The organism is Streptomyces sp. SID8374 (assembly GCF_009865135.1).
Taxonomy (GTDB): Bacteria; Actinomycetota; Actinomycetes; order Streptomycetales; family Streptomycetaceae; genus Streptomyces.
Window position 1 is genome coordinate 1888788 of record NZ_WWGH01000001.1, and the last position, 18014, is coordinate 1906801.

General features: G+C 69.9%; 16 protein-coding genes. 4 read left to right on the forward strand and 12 right to left on the reverse strand.

All coding sequences use genetic code 11. The annotated features are described in order from the left end of the window. The first annotated feature begins 115 nt into the window (after positions 1–115). Entirely contained in the window at positions 116–331 is a 216-nt protein-coding gene (locus GTY67_RS08465; RefSeq protein ID WP_093693929.1) for a zinc ribbon domain-containing protein, read from the forward strand. Between the two features lie 59 nt (positions 332–390). On the opposite strand, the gene GTY67_RS08470 is transcribed toward GTY67_RS08465, so the two are convergent. From GTY67_RS08470 to GTY67_RS08485, 4 genes are all read right to left on the reverse strand, one after another. Beyond that, entirely contained in the window at positions 391–1050 is a 660-nt protein-coding gene (locus GTY67_RS08470; protein ID WP_093693928.1) for a class I SAM-dependent methyltransferase, read from the reverse strand. A gap of 55 nt (positions 1051–1105) precedes the next feature. Continuing rightward, entirely contained in the window at positions 1106–1939 is an 834-nt protein-coding gene (locus GTY67_RS08475) for an HAD family hydrolase (protein ID WP_161278274.1), read from the reverse strand. Then, positions 1936–4431, reverse strand: coding sequence for a phosphoribosyltransferase (locus tag GTY67_RS08480; RefSeq protein WP_161278275.1), 2496 nt, complete (start codon positions 4429–4431; stop codon positions 1936–1938). The genes GTY67_RS08475 and GTY67_RS08480 overlap by 4 nt, the downstream gene beginning before the upstream one ends. 64 nt (positions 4432–4495) lie before the next feature. After that, positions 4496–5668: an HpcH/HpaI aldolase/citrate lyase family protein gene (locus tag GTY67_RS08485; RefSeq protein ID WP_161278276.1), complete on the reverse strand. Its 1173-nt coding sequence runs from the start codon at positions 5666–5668 to the stop codon at positions 4496–4498. Between the two features lie 233 nt (positions 5669–5901). On the opposite strand from GTY67_RS08485, the gene GTY67_RS08490 reads away from it, so the two are divergent. Further along, positions 5902–6840: a TerD family protein gene (locus GTY67_RS08490; RefSeq protein ID WP_161278277.1), complete on the forward strand. Its 939-nt coding sequence runs from the start codon at positions 5902–5904 to the stop codon at positions 6838–6840. 94 nt (positions 6841–6934) lie between these two features. Here the strand turns inward: GTY67_RS08490 and GTY67_RS08495 are convergent, their stop codons facing one another. The 6 genes from GTY67_RS08495 to GTY67_RS08520 form a co-directional block, all read right to left on the reverse strand. Further along, positions 6935–7669: a Tellurium resistance gene (locus GTY67_RS08495; protein WP_093693923.1), complete on the reverse strand. Its 735-nt coding sequence runs from the start codon at positions 7667–7669 to the stop codon at positions 6935–6937. 155 nt (positions 7670–7824) lie between these two features. After that, positions 7825–8985, reverse strand: coding sequence for a DUF475 domain-containing protein (locus GTY67_RS08500; protein ID WP_093693922.1), 1161 nt, complete (start codon positions 8983–8985; stop codon positions 7825–7827). 68 nt (positions 8986–9053) lie between these two features. After that, entirely contained in the window at positions 9054–9629 is a 576-nt protein-coding gene (locus tag GTY67_RS08505; RefSeq protein ID WP_093693921.1) for a TerD family protein, read from the reverse strand. 238 nt (positions 9630–9867) lie between these two features. Further along, positions 9868–10443, reverse strand: a complete 576-nt coding sequence (locus tag GTY67_RS08510; protein ID WP_093693920.1) for a TerD family protein — start codon at positions 10441–10443, stop codon at positions 9868–9870. Positions 10444–10581: 138 nt separating this feature from the next. After that, a complete protein-coding gene (locus GTY67_RS08515) occupies positions 10582–11040 on the reverse strand; it encodes a peroxiredoxin (protein WP_093693919.1) in 459 nt (152 codons plus the stop codon). A 183-nt stretch (positions 11041–11223) separates the two neighbouring features. After that, the gene (locus GTY67_RS08520) at positions 11224–11661 is read right to left on the reverse strand and encodes a DUF3052 domain-containing protein (protein ID WP_093693918.1); all 438 of its coding nucleotides are present in this window, start codon (positions 11659–11661) and stop codon (positions 11224–11226) included. Positions 11662–12168: 507 nt separating this feature from the next. On the opposite strand from GTY67_RS08520, the gene aceE reads away from it, so the two are divergent. After that, positions 12169–14901, forward strand: a complete 2733-nt coding sequence (gene aceE / locus GTY67_RS08525) for a pyruvate dehydrogenase (acetyl-transferring), homodimeric type (RefSeq protein WP_093693917.1) — start codon at positions 12169–12171, stop codon at positions 14899–14901. 72 nt (positions 14902–14973) lie between these two features. Here the strand turns inward: aceE and GTY67_RS08530 are convergent, their stop codons facing one another. Then, the gene (locus tag GTY67_RS08530; RefSeq protein WP_161278278.1) at positions 14974–15393 is read right to left on the reverse strand and encodes a peptidase inhibitor family I36 protein; all 420 of its coding nucleotides are present in this window, start codon (positions 15391–15393) and stop codon (positions 14974–14976) included. A gap of 206 nt (positions 15394–15599) precedes the next feature. After that, complete coding sequence (locus GTY67_RS08535) at positions 15600–17219, reverse strand: MFS transporter (protein WP_161278279.1); 1620 nt, start codon at positions 17217–17219, stop codon at positions 15600–15602. Between the two features lie 115 nt (positions 17220–17334). Between GTY67_RS08535 and GTY67_RS08540 the strand changes: the two genes are divergently transcribed. Then, on the forward strand, positions 17335–18000 hold the full coding sequence (locus GTY67_RS08540) for a TetR family transcriptional regulator (protein WP_093693914.1): 666 nt from the start codon (positions 17335–17337) through the stop codon (positions 17998–18000). Positions 18001–18014: the final 14 nt, after the last annotated feature.

The window sequence follows — 18014 nt, forward strand, 5'->3', positions numbered from 1 at the left end:
CACGTGGTCGCGGCCCGCTGCCCTGGATGGTCGCGGGCACGCTGTTCCCCCTGGCCCGAGCCCCGCTGCTCAGGTGGCCGTAGCCGCCGGGCCGCGATGGCTCTAGCCTGAGGCCATGCCTCGCTATGAATTCCGCTGCCGTACCTGCGGAGACACGTTCGAACTCAGCCGTCCCATGGCCCAGTCCTCGGACCCGGCCTCCTGCCCCGCCGGTCACGACGACACCGTCAAGCTGCTCTCCGCCGTGGCCGTGGGCGGCGCCGCCGCGTCCGCACCCGCACCGTCCGGCGGTGGGGGCGGAGGCTGCTGCGGCGGCGGTTGCTGCGGCTGAGCCCACGGCCACGTAGGCGGAGCGCGTAAGCAGAGCGCGGTCAGTGAAAGGCTCGCGCGCTACTTCTTGCGCGCGAGCGTCAGTCCGTCCGCCACCGCCAGCAGCACGCTGTCCATCCGGGCGTCGGCGCTCACATGGTCGTTGAACTCCTTGATCGCCGCCGCCGACCCGGTCGCCTGCGGATCCGTGACACCGCCGTGGAAGAGCACGTTGTCCACGGCGATCACGCCGCCCTGCCGCATCCGGGGCACCAGCTCCTCCCAGTACCCGATGTAGCCGCCCTTGTCCGCGTCCAGGTAGGCGAAGTCGATGTGCGGCTCGGCGGGCATCGCGCGCAGGGTGTCCAGGGCCGGGGCGATGCGCAGGTCGATCCGGTCCGCGACGCCCGCCTTCTCCCACGCCTCACGGCCGTACGCCGTCCACTCCTCCGAGATGTCGCAGGCGATCAGCGTTCCGTCGGCGGGCAGCGCCTGGGCCATCGCCAGCGCGCTGAACCCGGTGAACGTGCCGACCTCCACCACGTGCCGGGCCCCCACCAGCCGGACGAGGAAGGCGAGCAGCGGGGCCTGCTCCTCGGCCGACACCATGCCCGCGTGGTCGGGGAACTTCGCGTACGTGGTCTCCACCAGCCCCCGCTGGACCGGGTCCAGCGGCGGGTTGTGGGCCAGCATGTACGCGTACAGCTCGGGAGTGATCGTGGTCTCGTTGCCCTTGGTCATGCTCCCAGCCTTCCCCAGCCCGTCCCCTCGCGCAGCCGAATTCACGCAGCCGCACTCAGGCAGCCGAAGCCGCCAGGAACCGGCGCAGGATCTCCTCCCCCGCCGCCCCGCCCCGCTCCTCCAGCGCCACGACGTGCGGGGCCCGCCAGTCGTTCTCGGCCAGTTCGCCGTGGCCGGGGCGCCAGCCGAGGTCGGCGGCGAGCAGCAGGTCCGCGTCGAGGAGGGAGTCCCCGGCGGCGAGGGTGCGGGTGGCGCCGGAGCGGCGGGCCACCTCGTTCATCGCGGCGCTCTTGGTGAGCGGCACGGGGACGGCGTAGATCTTGCGGCCCTGGAGCGAGACCGTCCAGCCGCGCTCCTGCGCCCAGACCGCCAGCTCCTTCACCCACTCCTCGGGGAGCAGGGAGCGTTCGACGACCAGGTAGGCGAAGAGGTTCTCGGCGACCCGCTCCTTGAGGAGCCAGGCCGGGTCGGCGTTGGTCGCGAGGTGGGCGCGGATCTCGGTGAGGGGGGCGCACTCGTCCGCGATGCGCGCCTCGACCTGCTGCTGCCAGTCCCGGTCGGATACCCCGTCGACCAGGATGTGCCCGCCGTTGGCGCAGATCGCGTACCGGGGGGCGGGGCCGGGGAGGTGGATGCGGTGGTACTGCTCGCGGGTGCGGGTGGTGGTGGGGACGAAGACCGTGGAGCCGGCCACCTCGGTGAGGAGGGCGGCGGCCGTCTCCGTCATGTACGAGAGGGGCTTGTGGCCGTACACCTCGACGCAGAGGAGCCGGGGCGCCTCCGCGTCCGGCATCGACAGGTCCAGTGCGGCCGCCGAGTAGATGAGCGTGCGGTCGAGGTCGCTCGCCACCAGCGTGACCGGCGAGGCCGTCGGTGAAGCGGTGCTCATGCGCCCTGCACCGCCCTGCCGTCCGCGCCCGTCGCGCCCCGGGTGAAGCGGGGGTGGATCAGACCGACACAGCTGTACGGGAGGTCGTCGACCTCCTCCACCGGGACGCCGCGCTGTTCGGCCAGCAGCCGGATGTGGGTCAGGTCCGCGCCCGCGCCGCGCTTGGCGAGGATCTTCCAGGGGACCCGGCGGAGCAGGACCCGGGTGGTCTCGCCGACGCCCGGCTTGACCAGGTTGACGTCGTGGATGCCGTACTCCTCGCTGATCCGCTCCACGGCGGCCCAGCCCTCCCAGGTCGGGGCCCGGTCGGCGGCGAGCAACTCCTTGGTCTCCGCCTCCACCTGTTCCGCCACCTCGTCGAAGCGCGCCCCGACCGCGGCCAGGAAGTCGCCGGAGACGTCGGAGTCCGCCAGCTCGCGGTAGAACTTCCCGCCGTGGAAGTCGTCGGGGCCGACGAGGTCGGCGCGGAGCACCGTACGGGAAATGAGGCCGGAGACCGTGGAGTTGAGGCAGGCCGAGGGGATCAGGAAGTCCTCGCGGGTGCCGTACGTACGGACGCAGCCGCCCGGGTCGGCGAGCACCGCGATCTCCGGGTCGAAGCCGGCAGGTCCGCCCGATGCCTCGAACTCGGCGATGGCCGCCGCCAGTTCGCGGGTGATCGCGCCCTTCCCCGTCCAGCCGTCGACGAACACCACGTCGGCCGGGTCGTGGTGGGCGGCGAGCCAGCGCAGGGCGGTGGCGTCGATGCCCCGGCCCCGGACGATGGAGATGGCGTAGTGCGGCAGGTCCAGGCCGTGCCGGTGGCGGGCCCAGTGGCGCATCAGCACCCCGACGGGCGTTCCGGCGCGGGCGAGCGAGACGAGGACCGGGCGCGGGCCGCGTTCGGCGAGGACCGTCTCGGTGACGGTGCCCACCGCGCGGGCGATGCGCGCGGCGGAGGCGTCCAGCGCGGCCGTGAACAGGGCCTGGTACTCGGCGCTCGGCTGGTACTCCACGGGCAGCGACTCCGCGTAGTGCGCGCCGCCGCTCTGGATCGCCTCTTCGCGCTCCTCGGTGGGCGCCTCCAGCTCGGTGTCCGAGAGGTCCTGGAGCAGCCAGCCGACGTCCTCGGGGGCGTAACTGGAGAAGTCGGGGCCTCGGAGGGGCTCGGGCAGCACGGCGGGCTCCTGCCGGTGGGGAACGGGTGCGGGGGTGTACGAGGGGACGACCGCGAGGAGGACCTGGCCGGTGTGGGCCGCCAGGCGGGCCAGCAGTCCGTCGGGGGCGTGGAGTTCGGGGGTGTCGGCGATGGAGTCGACGACGGCGACCACCGCGTCGAACCCCGCTCCCGCCACGTTGTACGCGTACCGGTCGCCGGACCCGTCCGCCGGGTCGTCGTGGGCCGGGAAGACCAGGCGGGTGCGTATCGCGTAGCCGGGGTCGTCGACGGCGAGGACGGGCGAGCGGGTGGTGGTGGAGTAGCGGACCTCGGCGTCGGCTCCGAGCACCGCCTCCAGGGCGGTGCCCAGGCGCAGCGGCGCGTACATCAGCTCTTCGAAGCCGAGGACGAGCACCCGGCGGACGTTGCTGTCCAGCGCGTCCGCGATCCGCTCCGCCATGCCCGGGAGCGCCGCTTCGAGCGCCGCCCGGTGCGCCGGGGTGAAGCCGTGCCGGCCGCCGTCGGGGACCTCCGCCGGCCAGTCCAGGCCGACCCGGGTGACGGGGGCGGCACCTTCGTCGACGGCCTCGTCGGCTTGGTCCGCCTGCTCCGCCTCCTGGGCCGCGACCAGGGCCTGACCCCGTTCCAGTACGCCTTCGGGGAGTGTGACCGTGCCCGAGGAGCGGGTCACCAGGTCGACGCGGGCGCCGATCTCGGCGGCGAAGGCGGTCAGCCGGTCGCGGTCGTCCGCCGAGCGCATGTCGACCAGCGCGACGATGACGTACCGCTCGCGCGGGTGCGTTTCGTGGAGCGCGCGGATGGTGTTGAGCACGGTGTTGCCGGTGGAGAACTCGTCGTCGACCAGCACGAGAGTGGACGCCTCCGCTCCCCCCGCCAGCAGCTCCGGGTCCTCCGGCAGCAGCAGGTGCGAGGTGGCGTGCGAGTGGGCCTCCTCGAAGCCGCCCGCCTGCGCGACGCCCGCGACGGGCCGCCGGGTGGAGTGGAGGTACGGGGCGTCCCGCAGGCCGTCCGCGACGGCGTGGCCGAGGCCGGTGGCCGTCTCCGCGTACCCGAGGACGACCGCGCGGCGGGCGTCCTGCTCGCCGAGGAGCGCCCGTACGCGCTCGCCGAGCCCGTACCCGACTCCGTACACGACGGAGGGCTTCTGGGGCACATGCTTGCCCAGCACGTTGGAGACGAGCAGGTGGGCCCGCTTGGGGTTACGCCGCAGGGCGAGGCCCAGCAGCTGCTGGAGCTCCCCGTCGCCCTCCAGGGCCACTCCCAGCCGCTCGGCCACCCAGTCGCCCGACCACACCACGTCCACGGCCTCTTCTCTCCTCGCGCGCCCGCTCATCGATACGCGCTCACTTCGCCCGTTCACCGACGCGCGCTCACCTTGTTCACTCACCTGCGCGCGCTCACTTCGTCAGGCCGGCGGCCAGGAGGTCCACGAAGCCGACGTCCTCGCTCGCCACCCCGAAGACCTCGGCCCGCCGGAGCGTGCGCTCGGCCCAGGCCCGGTGGGGCTTCACTTCGTTCATCTTGTTCGTATACGCCGAGCGCAGCACCCCGCCGCCCCCGCGCTCGGGCCGCAGGATGTCCTGCGCGTCGGTGAACTCCTCGTGGCTGACCACGGACAGTGCGTGGACGGGTGCCACATGCGACGGGTGGATGCAGGTCTTGCCGAGCAGGCCGTTGGCCCGGTCGAGTTCGATCTCCCGCAGCAGGCCGTCCAGGTCGTGTTCGATCAGTGCCGTACGCAGCTCCTCGGCGCTGCCCTCCAGGAAGGGGCTGCGGCGCAGCTGGGGCTTGAACATGCGCTCCTGGCGGCGGAAGTACTCCCACACCGGGCCGGTGATCGTGAAGCCGGTGTTGTCGGCCCGGCCCAGCACGTTGACCACGTCGGCGATGACGGAGCCGACGATCTGGACGTCGTACGCCGTCATGTCGGGCGCGCGGCGCAGTCCGTAGGCCGAGCAGAAGTCGGTGACGCCGAGCCGCAGGGCGAGCACCCGGTCCCGGTACTTGTCGACGGAGCGCGCGATTCCCTGGAGGACCTCACCGCGCGTCTCCAGATGGAGCAGCTCGGGCGATTCGAGGACGGGCATGGCGAACAGCCGTTGCCCGGAGGCCGCTTCGGCCTCCGCCAGGGCCTCCAGAAAGAGGGACCCGCGCTCTTCGGTGAATTTGGGAAGTACAAAACCGGACAATGTCCGGACCGAGGCGCCGAGCCGTTGGACCAGGTCGGTGATCTGGCCCGGTTCGCGGACCCGGACGAACAGGAGCGGCAGCGCGGCGCCCGCCGCCTCCCGTTCCGCGAGTGCCGCGAACTGCCTGACCAGGTTGGCCTCGGCGCCGACCACCTCGGCGTCGTCGATCGAATCCTCCAGGCACAGCACCATGGAGACGACGCCGCGCCTGGCCTGCTTCAGCACGTCGTCGGCCAGGGTGGTCCGGGTCGCCGGGGAGTAGAGCGTGGCGCCCAGGGCGACGGAGAGCAGGCTCGCGGGCGAGGCCGCGTCGAACTCACACGGCTCCCGGAAGAACAGGCCCTCCCGGGCAGCGGGCGACATATACCCGAAGTGACGCATGAGTTTCCCCCGAACTGCCTGACGGGCCGGACAACGTATGGCCGGTAATAGTACGTACGGACGAGTGTCAACAGTTCCCGATGTACATGAATTTCCGGTTACCCACCCTTCACCAGGCCACTTCTCGCGCTACCGTTCGGCCCTCCTCCTTCCCCCTCTCCGGCCCGGCACAGACGCGACAGGCCAGGTCTTTGCCGCCCCCGCGTTGTCCGCCCGTGCTGCCAGCAGGCAGGATGACGCCCATGACGCACACGATGCTGAAGGGCTCGAACGTCCCGGTCGACGCCGTGGCCGTACGGGCCGTGCTGCGCTGGACCCCGGGCGCCGGCGTTCCCGATGTGGACGCCTCCGCCCTGCTGCTCGGTTCCTCCGGCCGTGTGCGGTCCGACGAGGACTTCGTCTTCTACAACCAGCCGCGCCACCCCTCCGGCCTGGTCCGGCGGCTGCCGAAGCGCAGTGTCGCCGAGGGGCTCACGGACACGATCGAGGCGGATCTCGGCGGCCTCGACGCATCGGTGGACCAGGTGGTCATCGCCGCCTCGTCCGACGGCGACGCCTTCCAGCAGGTGCCGGACCTGCGGATACTCCTCTTCGATGCCGCGTTCGCCGACGGGGAGCCGCTGGCCGTCTTCGATGTGCGGCCGGAGACCGGGGAGGAGACCGCGATCATCTGCGGGGAGCTCTACCGGCGCGGTGAGGGGTGGAAGTTCCGGGCGGTCGGCCAGGGCTATCCGACCGGGCTGATCGGTCTCGCCACCGCCTTCGGGATCTCCGTCGACGATTCGGAGTCCGGGGACGGGGCCGGGAACGGAAACGGGGGTACGGCGGAGGAGCCGGCCGCGGCCGCACAGGCGCCCGCGCACGCCGTCACCGAGCCCGCGCACGCCGCCCCTGATGCCGCCGCGCCCGCCCACGCCGCTTCCGCGCCGGGCCCCGACTCCCAGGCCACGGTCCTGCACCGGCAGCCCGCCTACGGCTACCCGCCGCCCGTCGCGCCCCCGGCCGTACCTCCGGTGCCCGCCGCACCCGCGCCGCAGCCCGCGTACGGCTATCCGCAGGGGGCCGGTGCGCCGCCCGCGTACGGCTATCCGCAGCCCGCGGCGGCCGCCGCCCACGCGCCCGACCCGCACTTCGTCCTGCCTCCGCAGGGCCCGCAGTTCATCCGGTCCTGAAGCCTGACCCGGTCCTGAGGGTCCCGGTGGTCCTGGAAGTTCCGGTGGTCCTGACGGCCTGAGCCACGACCGCAGCGGTCCGGAACCCGGGCGCTCAGGTCCGGGACTTGTAGCCCCGCCCCCACTGCATGCCGTAGCCGTAGAGCCGGTCCAGCTCGGACTGGAATCCGTAGACGAACTTCACCTCGCGCCGCACGATCAGCTCGTCCTTGATGTTCTCCATGGTGAACACCGCACAGGAACGGGCCTGCGGCGCGCGCTCGTCCAGTTCGATCTCGACCCGGGGCCCGTTGCCCGGGTAGAGAGTGATCTTGGCGTGCGTACGGTCGAACGCGGGCGTCCGGTCGTAGATGTAGACGAAGAACAGCAGCCGCTTGAACTGGTCGCGCTGGTCGAGGTTGACGTACACCGTCTCCCCCGAAGGAGCGCCGAAGCGGTCGTCCCCGCTGAGCCTGATGTAGGGCGGGCCGTTCAGATCGCCGAGCAGGTTGCCCAGGGGCTGCACGACCCCCTTGGTACCGTCCGTCAGCTCGTACATGCAGCCGAGGTCCAGGTCGACGTTGACGACGCCCTGGGTGTGCGCCTGGACCACCTCCGGCTGGAAGAGCTTGAGGGGGCGCCGCAGCCGGCCGCTCTGGCGCGAGCGGCCCTCGATGTCCGAGGTGCGCATCCGCCAGGACAGATTGACCCTGAGGTTGCCCGAGAGGGCGCCCTGTTTGCTGAGCGAGACCGTGGCATTGCGTTTCGACAGCACGATGGCACTCGATGTGCCGTTGCCCGAGTCGAACTGTGCCGCGCGCCCCGGCCACAGGCCGTCGAAGAATCCCATCCCAACCCCCACCTGTTCGCGCTGTCGCCCTGTCGCCCGCTGTCACGGGCCCGCACACCACTGCGGGGCGGCCGCCGGGCCGGGTCCGGGAGAGTCCCGGAGAGCCGTCGCCGTGTGGGCCGCCCCGCAGAGAGCGTTCCTCAATCCCTACCGGGTCACACCCCGGAGTGGACTTCGGCCTTGGAACCCGGACTTCCTCCGGTGTCCCCGTCGCCTCCGCCCGACGCGGCGATGGCCCGGTTGCGGCGGACCGAGGACCAGAAGGAGAGGGCGATGAGGACGACGCCGATCAGGCCGGTGATGATCTCGTTGATCTCGTACCGGATGGTGACCAGCAGGATGACCGAGAGCGCGCCGATCGCGTAGTGCGCGCCGTGCTCCAGGTAGACGTAGTCGTCCAGCGTGCCCTGGCGGACCAGGTAGACGGTGAGCGAACGGACGTACATGGCGCCGATACCGAGGCCGAGGGCCATCAGCACGATCTCGTTGGTGATGGCGAAGGCGCCGATGACGCCGTCGAACGAGAAGGAGGCGTCCAGGACTTCCAGGTAGAGGAAGAGGAAGAACGCGGCCTTTCCGGCCAGGGCGACCCCGGTGACGGGCTTGCCCTTCTTCCTGGCCTCTTCCTCGGCCTCGTGCTCGCGCTCCTCCTCCTCTTCGAGCTTGCCCTCGAAGAATCCGGAGAGCCCGCCGACGACGAGGTAGGTGATCAGACCCGCGATCCCCGAGAGCATGACGGTCGACGCCTTGTCCACGTGCGCGCCACCGTGCTGGTGGGCCTGGGTCGCGAAGGTCAGGGCGGTGATCAGCAGCACGACGAGCGCGACGCAGACCGACAGCATGTCGACCTTGCCGAGCTTGGCGAGCGGGCGCTCGATCCAGCGGAGCCACTGGATGTCACGGTCCTCGAAGATGAAGTCGAGGAAGATCATCAACAGGAACATGCCACCGAAGGCGGCGATCGCCGGATGGGCGTCCGTCACCAGTTCCTTGTACCTGTCGGGGTCGTTGAAGGAGAGGTCGATGGCCTCGATGGGCCCGAGCTGGGCGCTCACGGCCACGATCACGACGGGGAACACCAGCCGCATACCGAACACGGCGATGAGGATGCCGACGGTGAGGAAGATTTTCTGCCAGAAGGCATTCATCTTCTTCAGGATTCCGGCGTTGATCACCGCGTTGTCGAAGGAGAGCGAGATCTCCAGGATCGTCAGGATCGCGACGATACCGAAGGCTTGCCACCCCCCGTAGAAGAAGGCTGCGACCAGGCCGAGCGCGGTGACCGCGAACGACCAGCCGAAGGTTTTCAGAACCACTGCTACCCCATCGTGTTATGTGAGGATCTCCCCCGGTGTGTACGGGGCTCCCCGCGCCGTGCGCGGCGTTACGAAACGTTGACGCCGAAGTCTAGAGCGATGCCGCGCAGCCCCGACGCGTACCCCTGGCCTACTGCACGGAATTTCCACTCGCCCTGGTAGCGGTAGAGCTCGCCGAAGATCATCGCGGTCTCCGTGGAGGCGTCCTCACTGAGGTCGTAGCGCGCCAGCTCCTGGCCGTCGGCCTGGTTGACCACCCGGATGAAGGCGTTGCTGACCTGGCCGAACGCCTGGCCCCGGTTCTCCGCCTCATGGATGGAGACCGGAAAGACGATCTTGTCGCAGTGGGCGGGGACCTGGTCGAGTCGGACGATGACCGACTCGTCGTCGCCCTCGCCCTCACCCGTCAGGTTGTCACCGGTGTGCTCCACGGAGCCGTCGGGACTGGTGAGATTGTTGTAGAAGACGAACCACTCGTCACCGAGCACCCGGCCCGACTGGCACAGCAGCGCGCTGGCGTCGAGGTCGAAATCGGCTCCGGTGGTGGAGCGTGCGTCCCAGCCGAGCCCGACCAGCACCTGGGTGAGGTTGGGTGCGACCTTGGAGAGGGAGACATTGCCTCCCTTGGCGAGCGTGACGCCCATGTGTGTCCTCCCCGAGTCGTGGAAACGCTGCCGGGCGCTTTCGGGCGCCCGTGCTCGGGCGTCCGAAAGCGCCCGGTTGAGCGCGTCCGGCGCCGCACAGGATGCGGCGCCGGACGAGTGGTGCGCGGGCGCTGCGTGCGCCCGGTCGTGCTGGGCGTGACGCCCTCGGACGTCGCCGCCCCCGGTCGTGCTGGGACGGGACGGCCCCGGAGGCCGACGCGCCCGGTCCTGCGTGTCCTCAGACGTTGACGCCGAAGTCCTGCGCGATGCCGCGCAGGCCCGAGGCGTAGCCCTGGCCGATGGCGCGGAACTTCCACTCCGCACCGTTGCGGTAGAGCTCGCCGAAGACCATCGCGGTCTCCGTCGAGGCGTCCTCGCTCAGGTCGTAGCGGGCGAGCTCGCTGTTGTCGGCCTGGTTCACCACGCGGATGTACGCGTTGCGGACCTGGCCGAAGCTCTGCTGACGGGTCTCGGCCTCGTAGATCGAGACCGGGAAGACGATCTTGTCGACGTCGGCCGGGACACCGGCGAGGTTCACCTTGATGACCTCGTCGTCGCCCTCGCCCTCACCGGTGGTGTTGTCCCCGGTGTGCTCGACGGAGCCGTCGGGGCTCTTCAGGTTGTTGAAGAAGACGAAATTGCCGTCCGCCGCGACCTTGCCCTCGACGTTCGTCAGCAGCGCGCTGGCGTCGAGGTCGAAGTCGCCGCCGGTGGTGGTGCGGGCGTCCCAGCCCAGACCGACGATGACCGCGGTCAGGTTGGGCGCGGCCTTGGTCAGCGAGACGTTGCCGCCCTTGCTGAGGCTGACTCCCACGAGTCCTCCAGTAGTTTTCTCAGGGGCCGGCAGACACCAGCGTCCCCGTCGTTCGTTGGCATCGGATCAACGATTGGATCCTAGTGACCGGTTCCCGGCCAAAACAGGCTTTTGGCGGGGCGCCACCAGGAGATCGTCTCAGAGCGCTTCGAGCGCCTTGACGTAGTCGTTCAGGTCACGCGCGTCCGGCAGGCCGTTGACGACGCTCCAGCGGACGGTGCCGGCCTTGTCGATGATGAAGGTGCCGCGCACCGCGCAGCCCTTGTCCTCGTCGAAGACCCCGTAGGCGCGCGAGGCCTGCCCGTGCGGCCAGAAGTCGGAGAGCAGCGGATACTCCAGGCCCTCCTGCTCGGCGAAGACGCGCAGGGTGTGGATGGAGTCGTTGGAGACGGCGAGCAACTGGGTGTCGTCGTTCTCGAAGCGGGGCAGCTCGTCGCGGAGCGCGCACAGCTCACCCGTGCAGACGCCGGTGAAGGCGAACGGGTAGAAGAGCAGCACCACGTTCTTCTCGCCCCGGAAGTCCGAGAGCCGGACGGTCCGCCCGTGGTTGTCCTTGAGTTCAAAATCGGGGGCCTCGGTGCCGACCTCGATCGCCATGGAACAGGTATCCCTTCCGCCGCTTCTCACTTCCCCGGCCCGCCTCCGCACCTCTCCGTACTCGTACGGGTGGGTCCGGCCGTCCGGGTGACTCCCACCCTACGCACGGCCGGCGGAGCACGTACGAAGGCCCCCGGCAGCGCGTAAGCGCCATCGGGGGCCCCGGGTGGTGTAGCGAGTGGTTCAGCGCTTGGCCTTGGCCCCCTTGGGGGTGACCAGACGGCTGCCCGTCCAGTCCTTGCCCGCGCTGATGCTCTTGGTCTGGGCGAGACCGGCCGTCTGGGCAGCCTCATTGATGTCGCTCGGTTCGACGTAGCCGTCACGGCCGGTCTTCGGCGTCATCAGCCAGACCGTACCGCCGTCCTCGAGCAGACCAATGGCATCCACCAGCGCGTCCGTAAGGTCGCCGTCCTCGTCGCGGAACCAGAGGACGACGACGTCTGCGACATCGTCATACTCCTCGTCGACGAGTTCCTGGCCGGTAATGGCCTCAATGCCCTCACGGAGCTCCAGCTCGACGTCGTCGTCGTAGCCGATCTCCTGGACCACCTGTCCGGGCTCGAACCCCAGGCGTGTCGCCGGGTTGGTCCGCTCCTCCGCGTGGTCCGCGGTCGCGCTCACGGGTTGCCTCCTGATCATGTCTTCGGAAAATGCTGCAGCCACGCGCGTGCGCGGGGCGTAGGCCGTAGTCCACACGGGCCCGGCGAATCGCGCAAGTACCCGGCGTACGAGACCGCCTAAACGGTGACGTTCCCTGCCACGTCACCGCAGGCTCCGGCAGCTCTCTCCCGGGGCCTGGGCCGGTCCCTCCGGGGTTCCGCAAGGTCACCCCATCCGTTTACGTCCTTCCTCAGCTTATGCCGTTTCGCTCCGCCAATCGGATTCGAACGGCCTTTGGGAACGCTTGGACGGCTTGGGCGTAAGGTTGCGGTTTGCCCGTACCCCGCCGCGTACTGCCCATACTCGTGCCCCGCCGGAGAAATTTCGGAACCTCGGGGTTACCCCACGGTAGAGATGACGTTCGGGCCCTCGCGGTAGCACGATGGAGGCGGCGCGCACACAGTTGTCCCGGGGGTACGTTCCCCGTAACAGACCCCGCAGAGCACCACCGAACAGCGAAGGAACAGTGTGGCTTCCGGATCCGATCGCAACCCGATCATCATTGGCGGCCTTCCGAGCCAGGTCCCGGATTTTGATCCGGAGGAGACCCAGGAATGGCTCGACTCCCTCGACGCCGCCGTCGACGAGCGAGGCCGTGAGCGGGCCCGCTACCTGATGCTCCGGCTCATCGAACGCGCGCGTGAGAAGCGTGTCGCGGTGCCGGAGATGCGCAGCACGGACTACGTGAACACGATCGCCACGAAGGACGAGCCGTTCTTCCCCGGCGACGAGGAGATCGAGCGCAAGGTCCTCAACGCGACCCGCTGGAACGCGGCCGTGATGGTCTCGCGGGCGCAGCGCCCCGGGATCGGTGTCGGCGGCCACATCGCCACCTTCGCCTCCTCAGCCTCGCTGTACGACGTGGGCTTCAACCACTTCTTCCGCGGCAAGGACCAGGGCGACGGCGGCGACCAGATCTTCTTCCAGGGGCACGCGTCCCCCGGGATCTACGCCCGGGCGTTCCTGCTGGACCGGCTGAGCGAGGCCCAGCTGGACGCCTTCCGCCAGGAGAAGTCGAAGGCGCCCAACGGGCTCTCCAGCTACCCGCACCCGCGGCTGATGCCGGACTTCTGGGAGTTCCCGACCGTCTCGATGGGCCTCGGCCCGCTCGGCGCGATCTACCAGGCGCGGATGAACCGCTACATGGAGGCGCGCGGCATCGCCGACACCTCCAAGTCGCATGTGTGGGCCTATCTGGGCGACGGCGAGATGGACGAGCCGGAGTCGCTGGGGCAGCTCTCCATCGCCGCCCGTGAGGGCCTGGACAACCTGACCTTCGTCGTCAACTGCAACCTCCAGCGGCTGGACGGCCCGGTCCGCGGCAACGGCAAGATCATCCAGGAGCTGGAGTCGCAGTTCCGGGGCGCCGGCTGGAACGTCATCAAACTGGTCTGGGACCGCTCCTGGGACCCGCTGCTGGCGCAGGACCGCACGGGCATCCTGGTCAACAAGCTGAACACCACGCCGGACGGCCAGTTCCAGACGTACGCCACCGAGACCGGCTCGTACATCCGCGAGCACTTCTTCGGTGACGACCCGCGGCTGCGCGACATGGTCAAGGACATGACCGACCAGCAGATCCTGCACCTGGGGCGCGGCGGGCACGACCACAAGAAGGTCTACGCGGCCTACGCGGCGGCCAAGGCGCACAAGGGCCAGCCGACCGTGATCCTCGCGCAGACGGTCAAGGGCTGGACGCTGGGGCCGAACTTCGAGGGCCGCAACGCGACCCACCAGATGAAGAAGCTCACGGTCGAGGACCTCAAGCGGTTCCGCGACCGGCTGCACATCCCGATCACCGACAAGCAGCTGGACGAGGGCTACCCGCCCTACTACCACCCGGGCCGCGACTCGGAGGAGATCCAGTACATGCACGACCGCCGCAACAGTCTGGGCGGCTATGTGCCGACCCGGGTGGTGCGTGCGAAGCCCCTGCCGCAGCCCGAGGAGAAGACGTACGCGGCTGCGAAGAAGGGTTCGGGTACGCAGTCGATCGCCACCACCATGGCGTTCGTCCGCATCCTGAAGGACCTCATGCGGGACAAGGAGATCGGCAAGCGGTTCGTGCTGATCGCCCCCGACGAGTACCGCACGTTCGGCATGGACGCGTTCTTCCCGAGCGCGAAGATCTACAACCCGCTTGGCCAGCAGTACGAGGCGGTGGACCGCGATCTGCTGCTCGCGTACAAGGAGTCGCCGACGGGCCAGATGCTGCACGACGGCATCTCCGAGGCGGGCTGTACCGCCTCGCTGATCGCCGCCGGTTCGGCGTACGCGACGCACGGCGAGCCGCTGATCCCGGTGTACGTCTTCTACTCGATGTTCGGGTTCCAGCGCACCGGTGACCAGTTCTGGCAGATGGCCGACCAGCTCTCGCGCGGTTTCGTGCTGGGCGCGACCGCCGGGCGTACGACGCTGACCGGTGAGGGGCTCCAGCACGCGGACGGCCACTCGCAGCTGCTCGCCTCGACCAACCCGGGCTGTGTCGCCTACGACCCGGCCTTCGGGTACGAGATCGCGCACATCATGCAGGACGGGCTCCGCCGGATGTACGGCGAGGCCAACGAGGACGTCTTCTACTACCTCACCGTCTACAACGAGCCGATCCAGCACCCGGCCGAGCCCGAGAACGTCGACGTGGACGGCATCCTCAAGGGTGTCTACCGCTTCAAGCAGGGCGAGGCGGGCGAGATCCCGGCGCAGATCCTGGCGTCCGGTGTGGCGGTCCCGTGGGCCGTCGAGGCGCAGAAGATCCTCGCCGAGGAGTGGAACGTCAAGGCGGACGTCTGGTCGGCCACCTCCTGGAACGAGCTGCGGCGCGAGGCCGTGGACGTGGAGCGGTACAACCTGCTCCACCCGGAGGAGGAGCAGCGCGTCCCGTACGTGACGAAGAAGCTCGAAGGGGCCGAGGGCCCGTTCGTGGCGGTCTCGGACTGGATGCGTTCGGTGCCGGACCAGATCGCGCGCTGGGTGCCCGGTGCGTACCAGTCGCTGGGCGCGGACGGCTTCGGCTTCGCCGACACCCGTGGTGCGGCCCGCCGGTTCTTCCACATCGACGCGCAGTCGATCGTCCTCGCGGTGCTCACCGAGCTCGCGAAGGAGGGGAAGATCGACCGGTCGGCCCTGAAGACGGCGCTGGACCGCTACGACCTCCTGGACGTGGCCGCGGCCGATCCGGGCGCGGCGGGCGGCGACGCGTAGCCGTAGAGCTGCTGTACGGGTCCGAGGGGCGGTGACGCGGGTGCGTCGCCGCCCTTCGGCACACCCAGGCTTCTAGTTCTCCCAGATCTTGAAGGCCCGCACCTGGTACGGGGAGCGGGGCAGCCAGGTCCCGCCGCCCGGGTACGTCTCGAACTCGCCCGTCTCCCGGCATTCGGCCGACTGGTAGGTGGTGACAGGCCGCCCGGTGCGGTTGGCGAGGGACTGGGCGTCGCCGCCCTTGGGGAGCGGGGTGCAGCTCTCGATGTCGACGGTGGAGAGCTCGTACGTCTGGCGGGCGCCGGCGAAGTCGGGCTTCTTCCAGAGGCAGAGCCGCCCCGCCTCGCAGGTGCCGAGCCGGACGTCCGAGGCCGGGTTCACGCTCTCCCGGGAACGGTCCTGGGCGAGCGCCTGCGGGATGAACGCGGTGAGTGCGGTGACGGCCAGGCCTGCGGCGAGAGCGGTCGTGCGGTTCTTGCGCATGGTCGTACGCATGGTGGATCAACCCCCGTGGTCGTGCGCCGCGCCATGTCGTGGCGCGCTGCGCTGTCCCGACCACCCTGACCGGCGCGGCGGGGCCCGGGGAAGAGGAGGACGGCCCACGCCACCCTGATAGGCGACAGCCCCGCCGAAAGGATTCGGCGGGGCTGTGACGTGCGCTGTGTTGACGGATGTCCCCATGCCCGGGGCCTGGGCCGGGGTCAGATGTGGCCGACTCCGGCGCCCGCCTCGGCGTTCGCACCGCGCTTGGTGAGGGTGGCGACGAAGGCCGCGACGACGGCGACGCAGCCCGCGACGGTGAAGGCGAGGCCCATGCCGGACATGAACGTGTCGTGGATGACCTTGCCGATGGTGGCGACGACCTCGGGCGTCATGCCGGGCGCCTGGGAGAGCGCGTCGACCGGGACCATGCCGAACTCGGCGGCCTTCTCCAGCCCCGGGTCGGGTGTGCCGGGCAGGCCCGCGTCGGTCCAGTTGCCCGCGAACTCCGCGCTGACCTTGGAGGACATGACCGCGCCGAGGACGGCGGTGCCGAGAGCGCCACCGACCTGCATGGCGGCCTGCTGGAGGCCGCCGGCCACGCCGGAGAGCTCCAGGGGCGCGTTGCCGACGATGACCTCGGTGGCGCCGACCATGACCGGGGCGAGACCGCAGCCGAGCAGGGCGAACCAGAGGGACATCGCGAAGGTGCTGGTGGACTCGCTGAGCGTCGTCATGCCGAACATCGCGGTGGCGGTGCAGACCATGCCGCCGACCAGCGGGACGCGGGGGCCGAACTTGGTGATCAGCAGCCCGGCGATTGGAGAGGAGACGATCATCATGGCCGTCAGCGGCAGCAGGTGCAGTCCGCTGTCGACGGGGCTGAGGCCGTGGACGCCCTGGAGGAAGAACGTCACGAAGAAGAGGCCGCCCATGAAGGCGAACGCCATCAGCACCATGAGGATGGCGCCGGCCGTCAACGGGATGGAGCGGAACATCGCCAGCGGGACGAGCGGCTCGCGTACCCGGGTCTGCCAGAGGCCGAAGGCGAGGAAGAGGGCGATCGCGAGGCCGAGGAAGAACCAGGTCCAGGCGCCGCCCCAGCCCCAGGACTCACCGGCCTTGATGATGCCCCAGATGAGGGAGAACATCGCGCCCGAGAGCAGCACGATGCCCAGGATGTCGAAGGAGCGCGGCGCGTTGGCGGCGCGGTGGTCCTTGAGGATCACCAGGCCGAAGACGAGCGCGATGACGCCGACGGGCACATTGATGAAGAAGACCGACTGCCAGCTGACGTGCTCCACGAGCAGACCGCCGACGATGGGGCCGCCCGCGGTGGACGCGCCGATGACCATGCCCCAGATGCCGATGGCCATGTTCAGCTTCTCGGCGGGGAAGGTGGCCCGCAGCAGGCCGAGCGCGGCAGGCATCAGCAGGGCGCCGAAGAGGCCCTGGAGCACACGGAAAAGGACGACCAGGCCGATCTCCTTGGAGAAGCCGATCGCGGCGGAGGAGGCGGCGAAGCCCGCGATGCCGATCAGGAAGGTCTGGCGGTGGCCGAAGCGGTCACCGAGCTTGCCCGCGGTGATCAGGGCGACGGCCAGGGCGAGCAGATAGCCGTTGGTGATCCACTGGACGTCGGCGAGCGTGGCGCCGAGGTCCCGCTGGATCGCGGGGTTCGCGATGGCGACGATCGTGCCGTCGAGCGCGACCATCATCACGCCGATGGCGACGGCGAACAGGGTCAGCCAGGGGTGGCCGCGAAGCCCCTTGGCCGCAGCGGGTACGGGGCCGTCTTCCGGGTCCCGCGGCGCCTTCTCGACGGTGGTCTGACTAGTCATACGCGGAGACTAGTGACAGCCGCTGACAGTTGACAAACGCATTCACGAGACAGTAGCTGTCGCGTAGCTCACAGGTAAGCTGACCTGGACAAACGAGGGAAAAGAGGACCGGTACGTGACCCACGGGCAGAGAGCCGCGACCCGGCCCGGACTACGGGAGCGCAAGAAACAGCGCACCCGTGACGCCCTGTTGCGCGCCGCCCTCGAACTCTTCACCACCCAGGGGTACGAACAGACCACCGTCGACGAGATCGTCGAGGCGGTCGACGTCTCGCAGCGCACCTTCTTCCGCTACTTCGCGAGCAAGGAGGACATCACGTTCGCGGTACAGGAGATGGTCGAGTCCCGCTTCATCGCGGAGCTGCGCGGCCGCCCGCCCGGCGAAGCCCCGTTCGAGGCGATGCGCCGGGCCGTCCTCTCCGCCTGGAACAGCATCGGCGAGGCGATCGAGGAGGTCATCACGGTCGACCTCCATATGCGCACGTACCAGATGATCGAGTCGACCCCCTCCCTGCTCGCCGCCCATATGCGGCGCGGGGTCGCCCTGGAGAACCAGATCGCCCAGCTGATCGCGGAGCGCGAGGGCCTCGACGTCACGAGGGACCCCAGGCCACGGGTGGCCGTCGCCGCCTTCTCCGGGGTGATGCGGGTGACCGGCCAGCTGTGGGGCCAGGGGCACGATTCGAGCGTGGAGGCGCTGCGCGACCTCACGGAGGAGTATCTGGACCAGCTCGTCCCGGCGCTGGCGGGCGACTGGCGCCAACACGGTGACCGGCCGTAGCAGACGGACAGCGG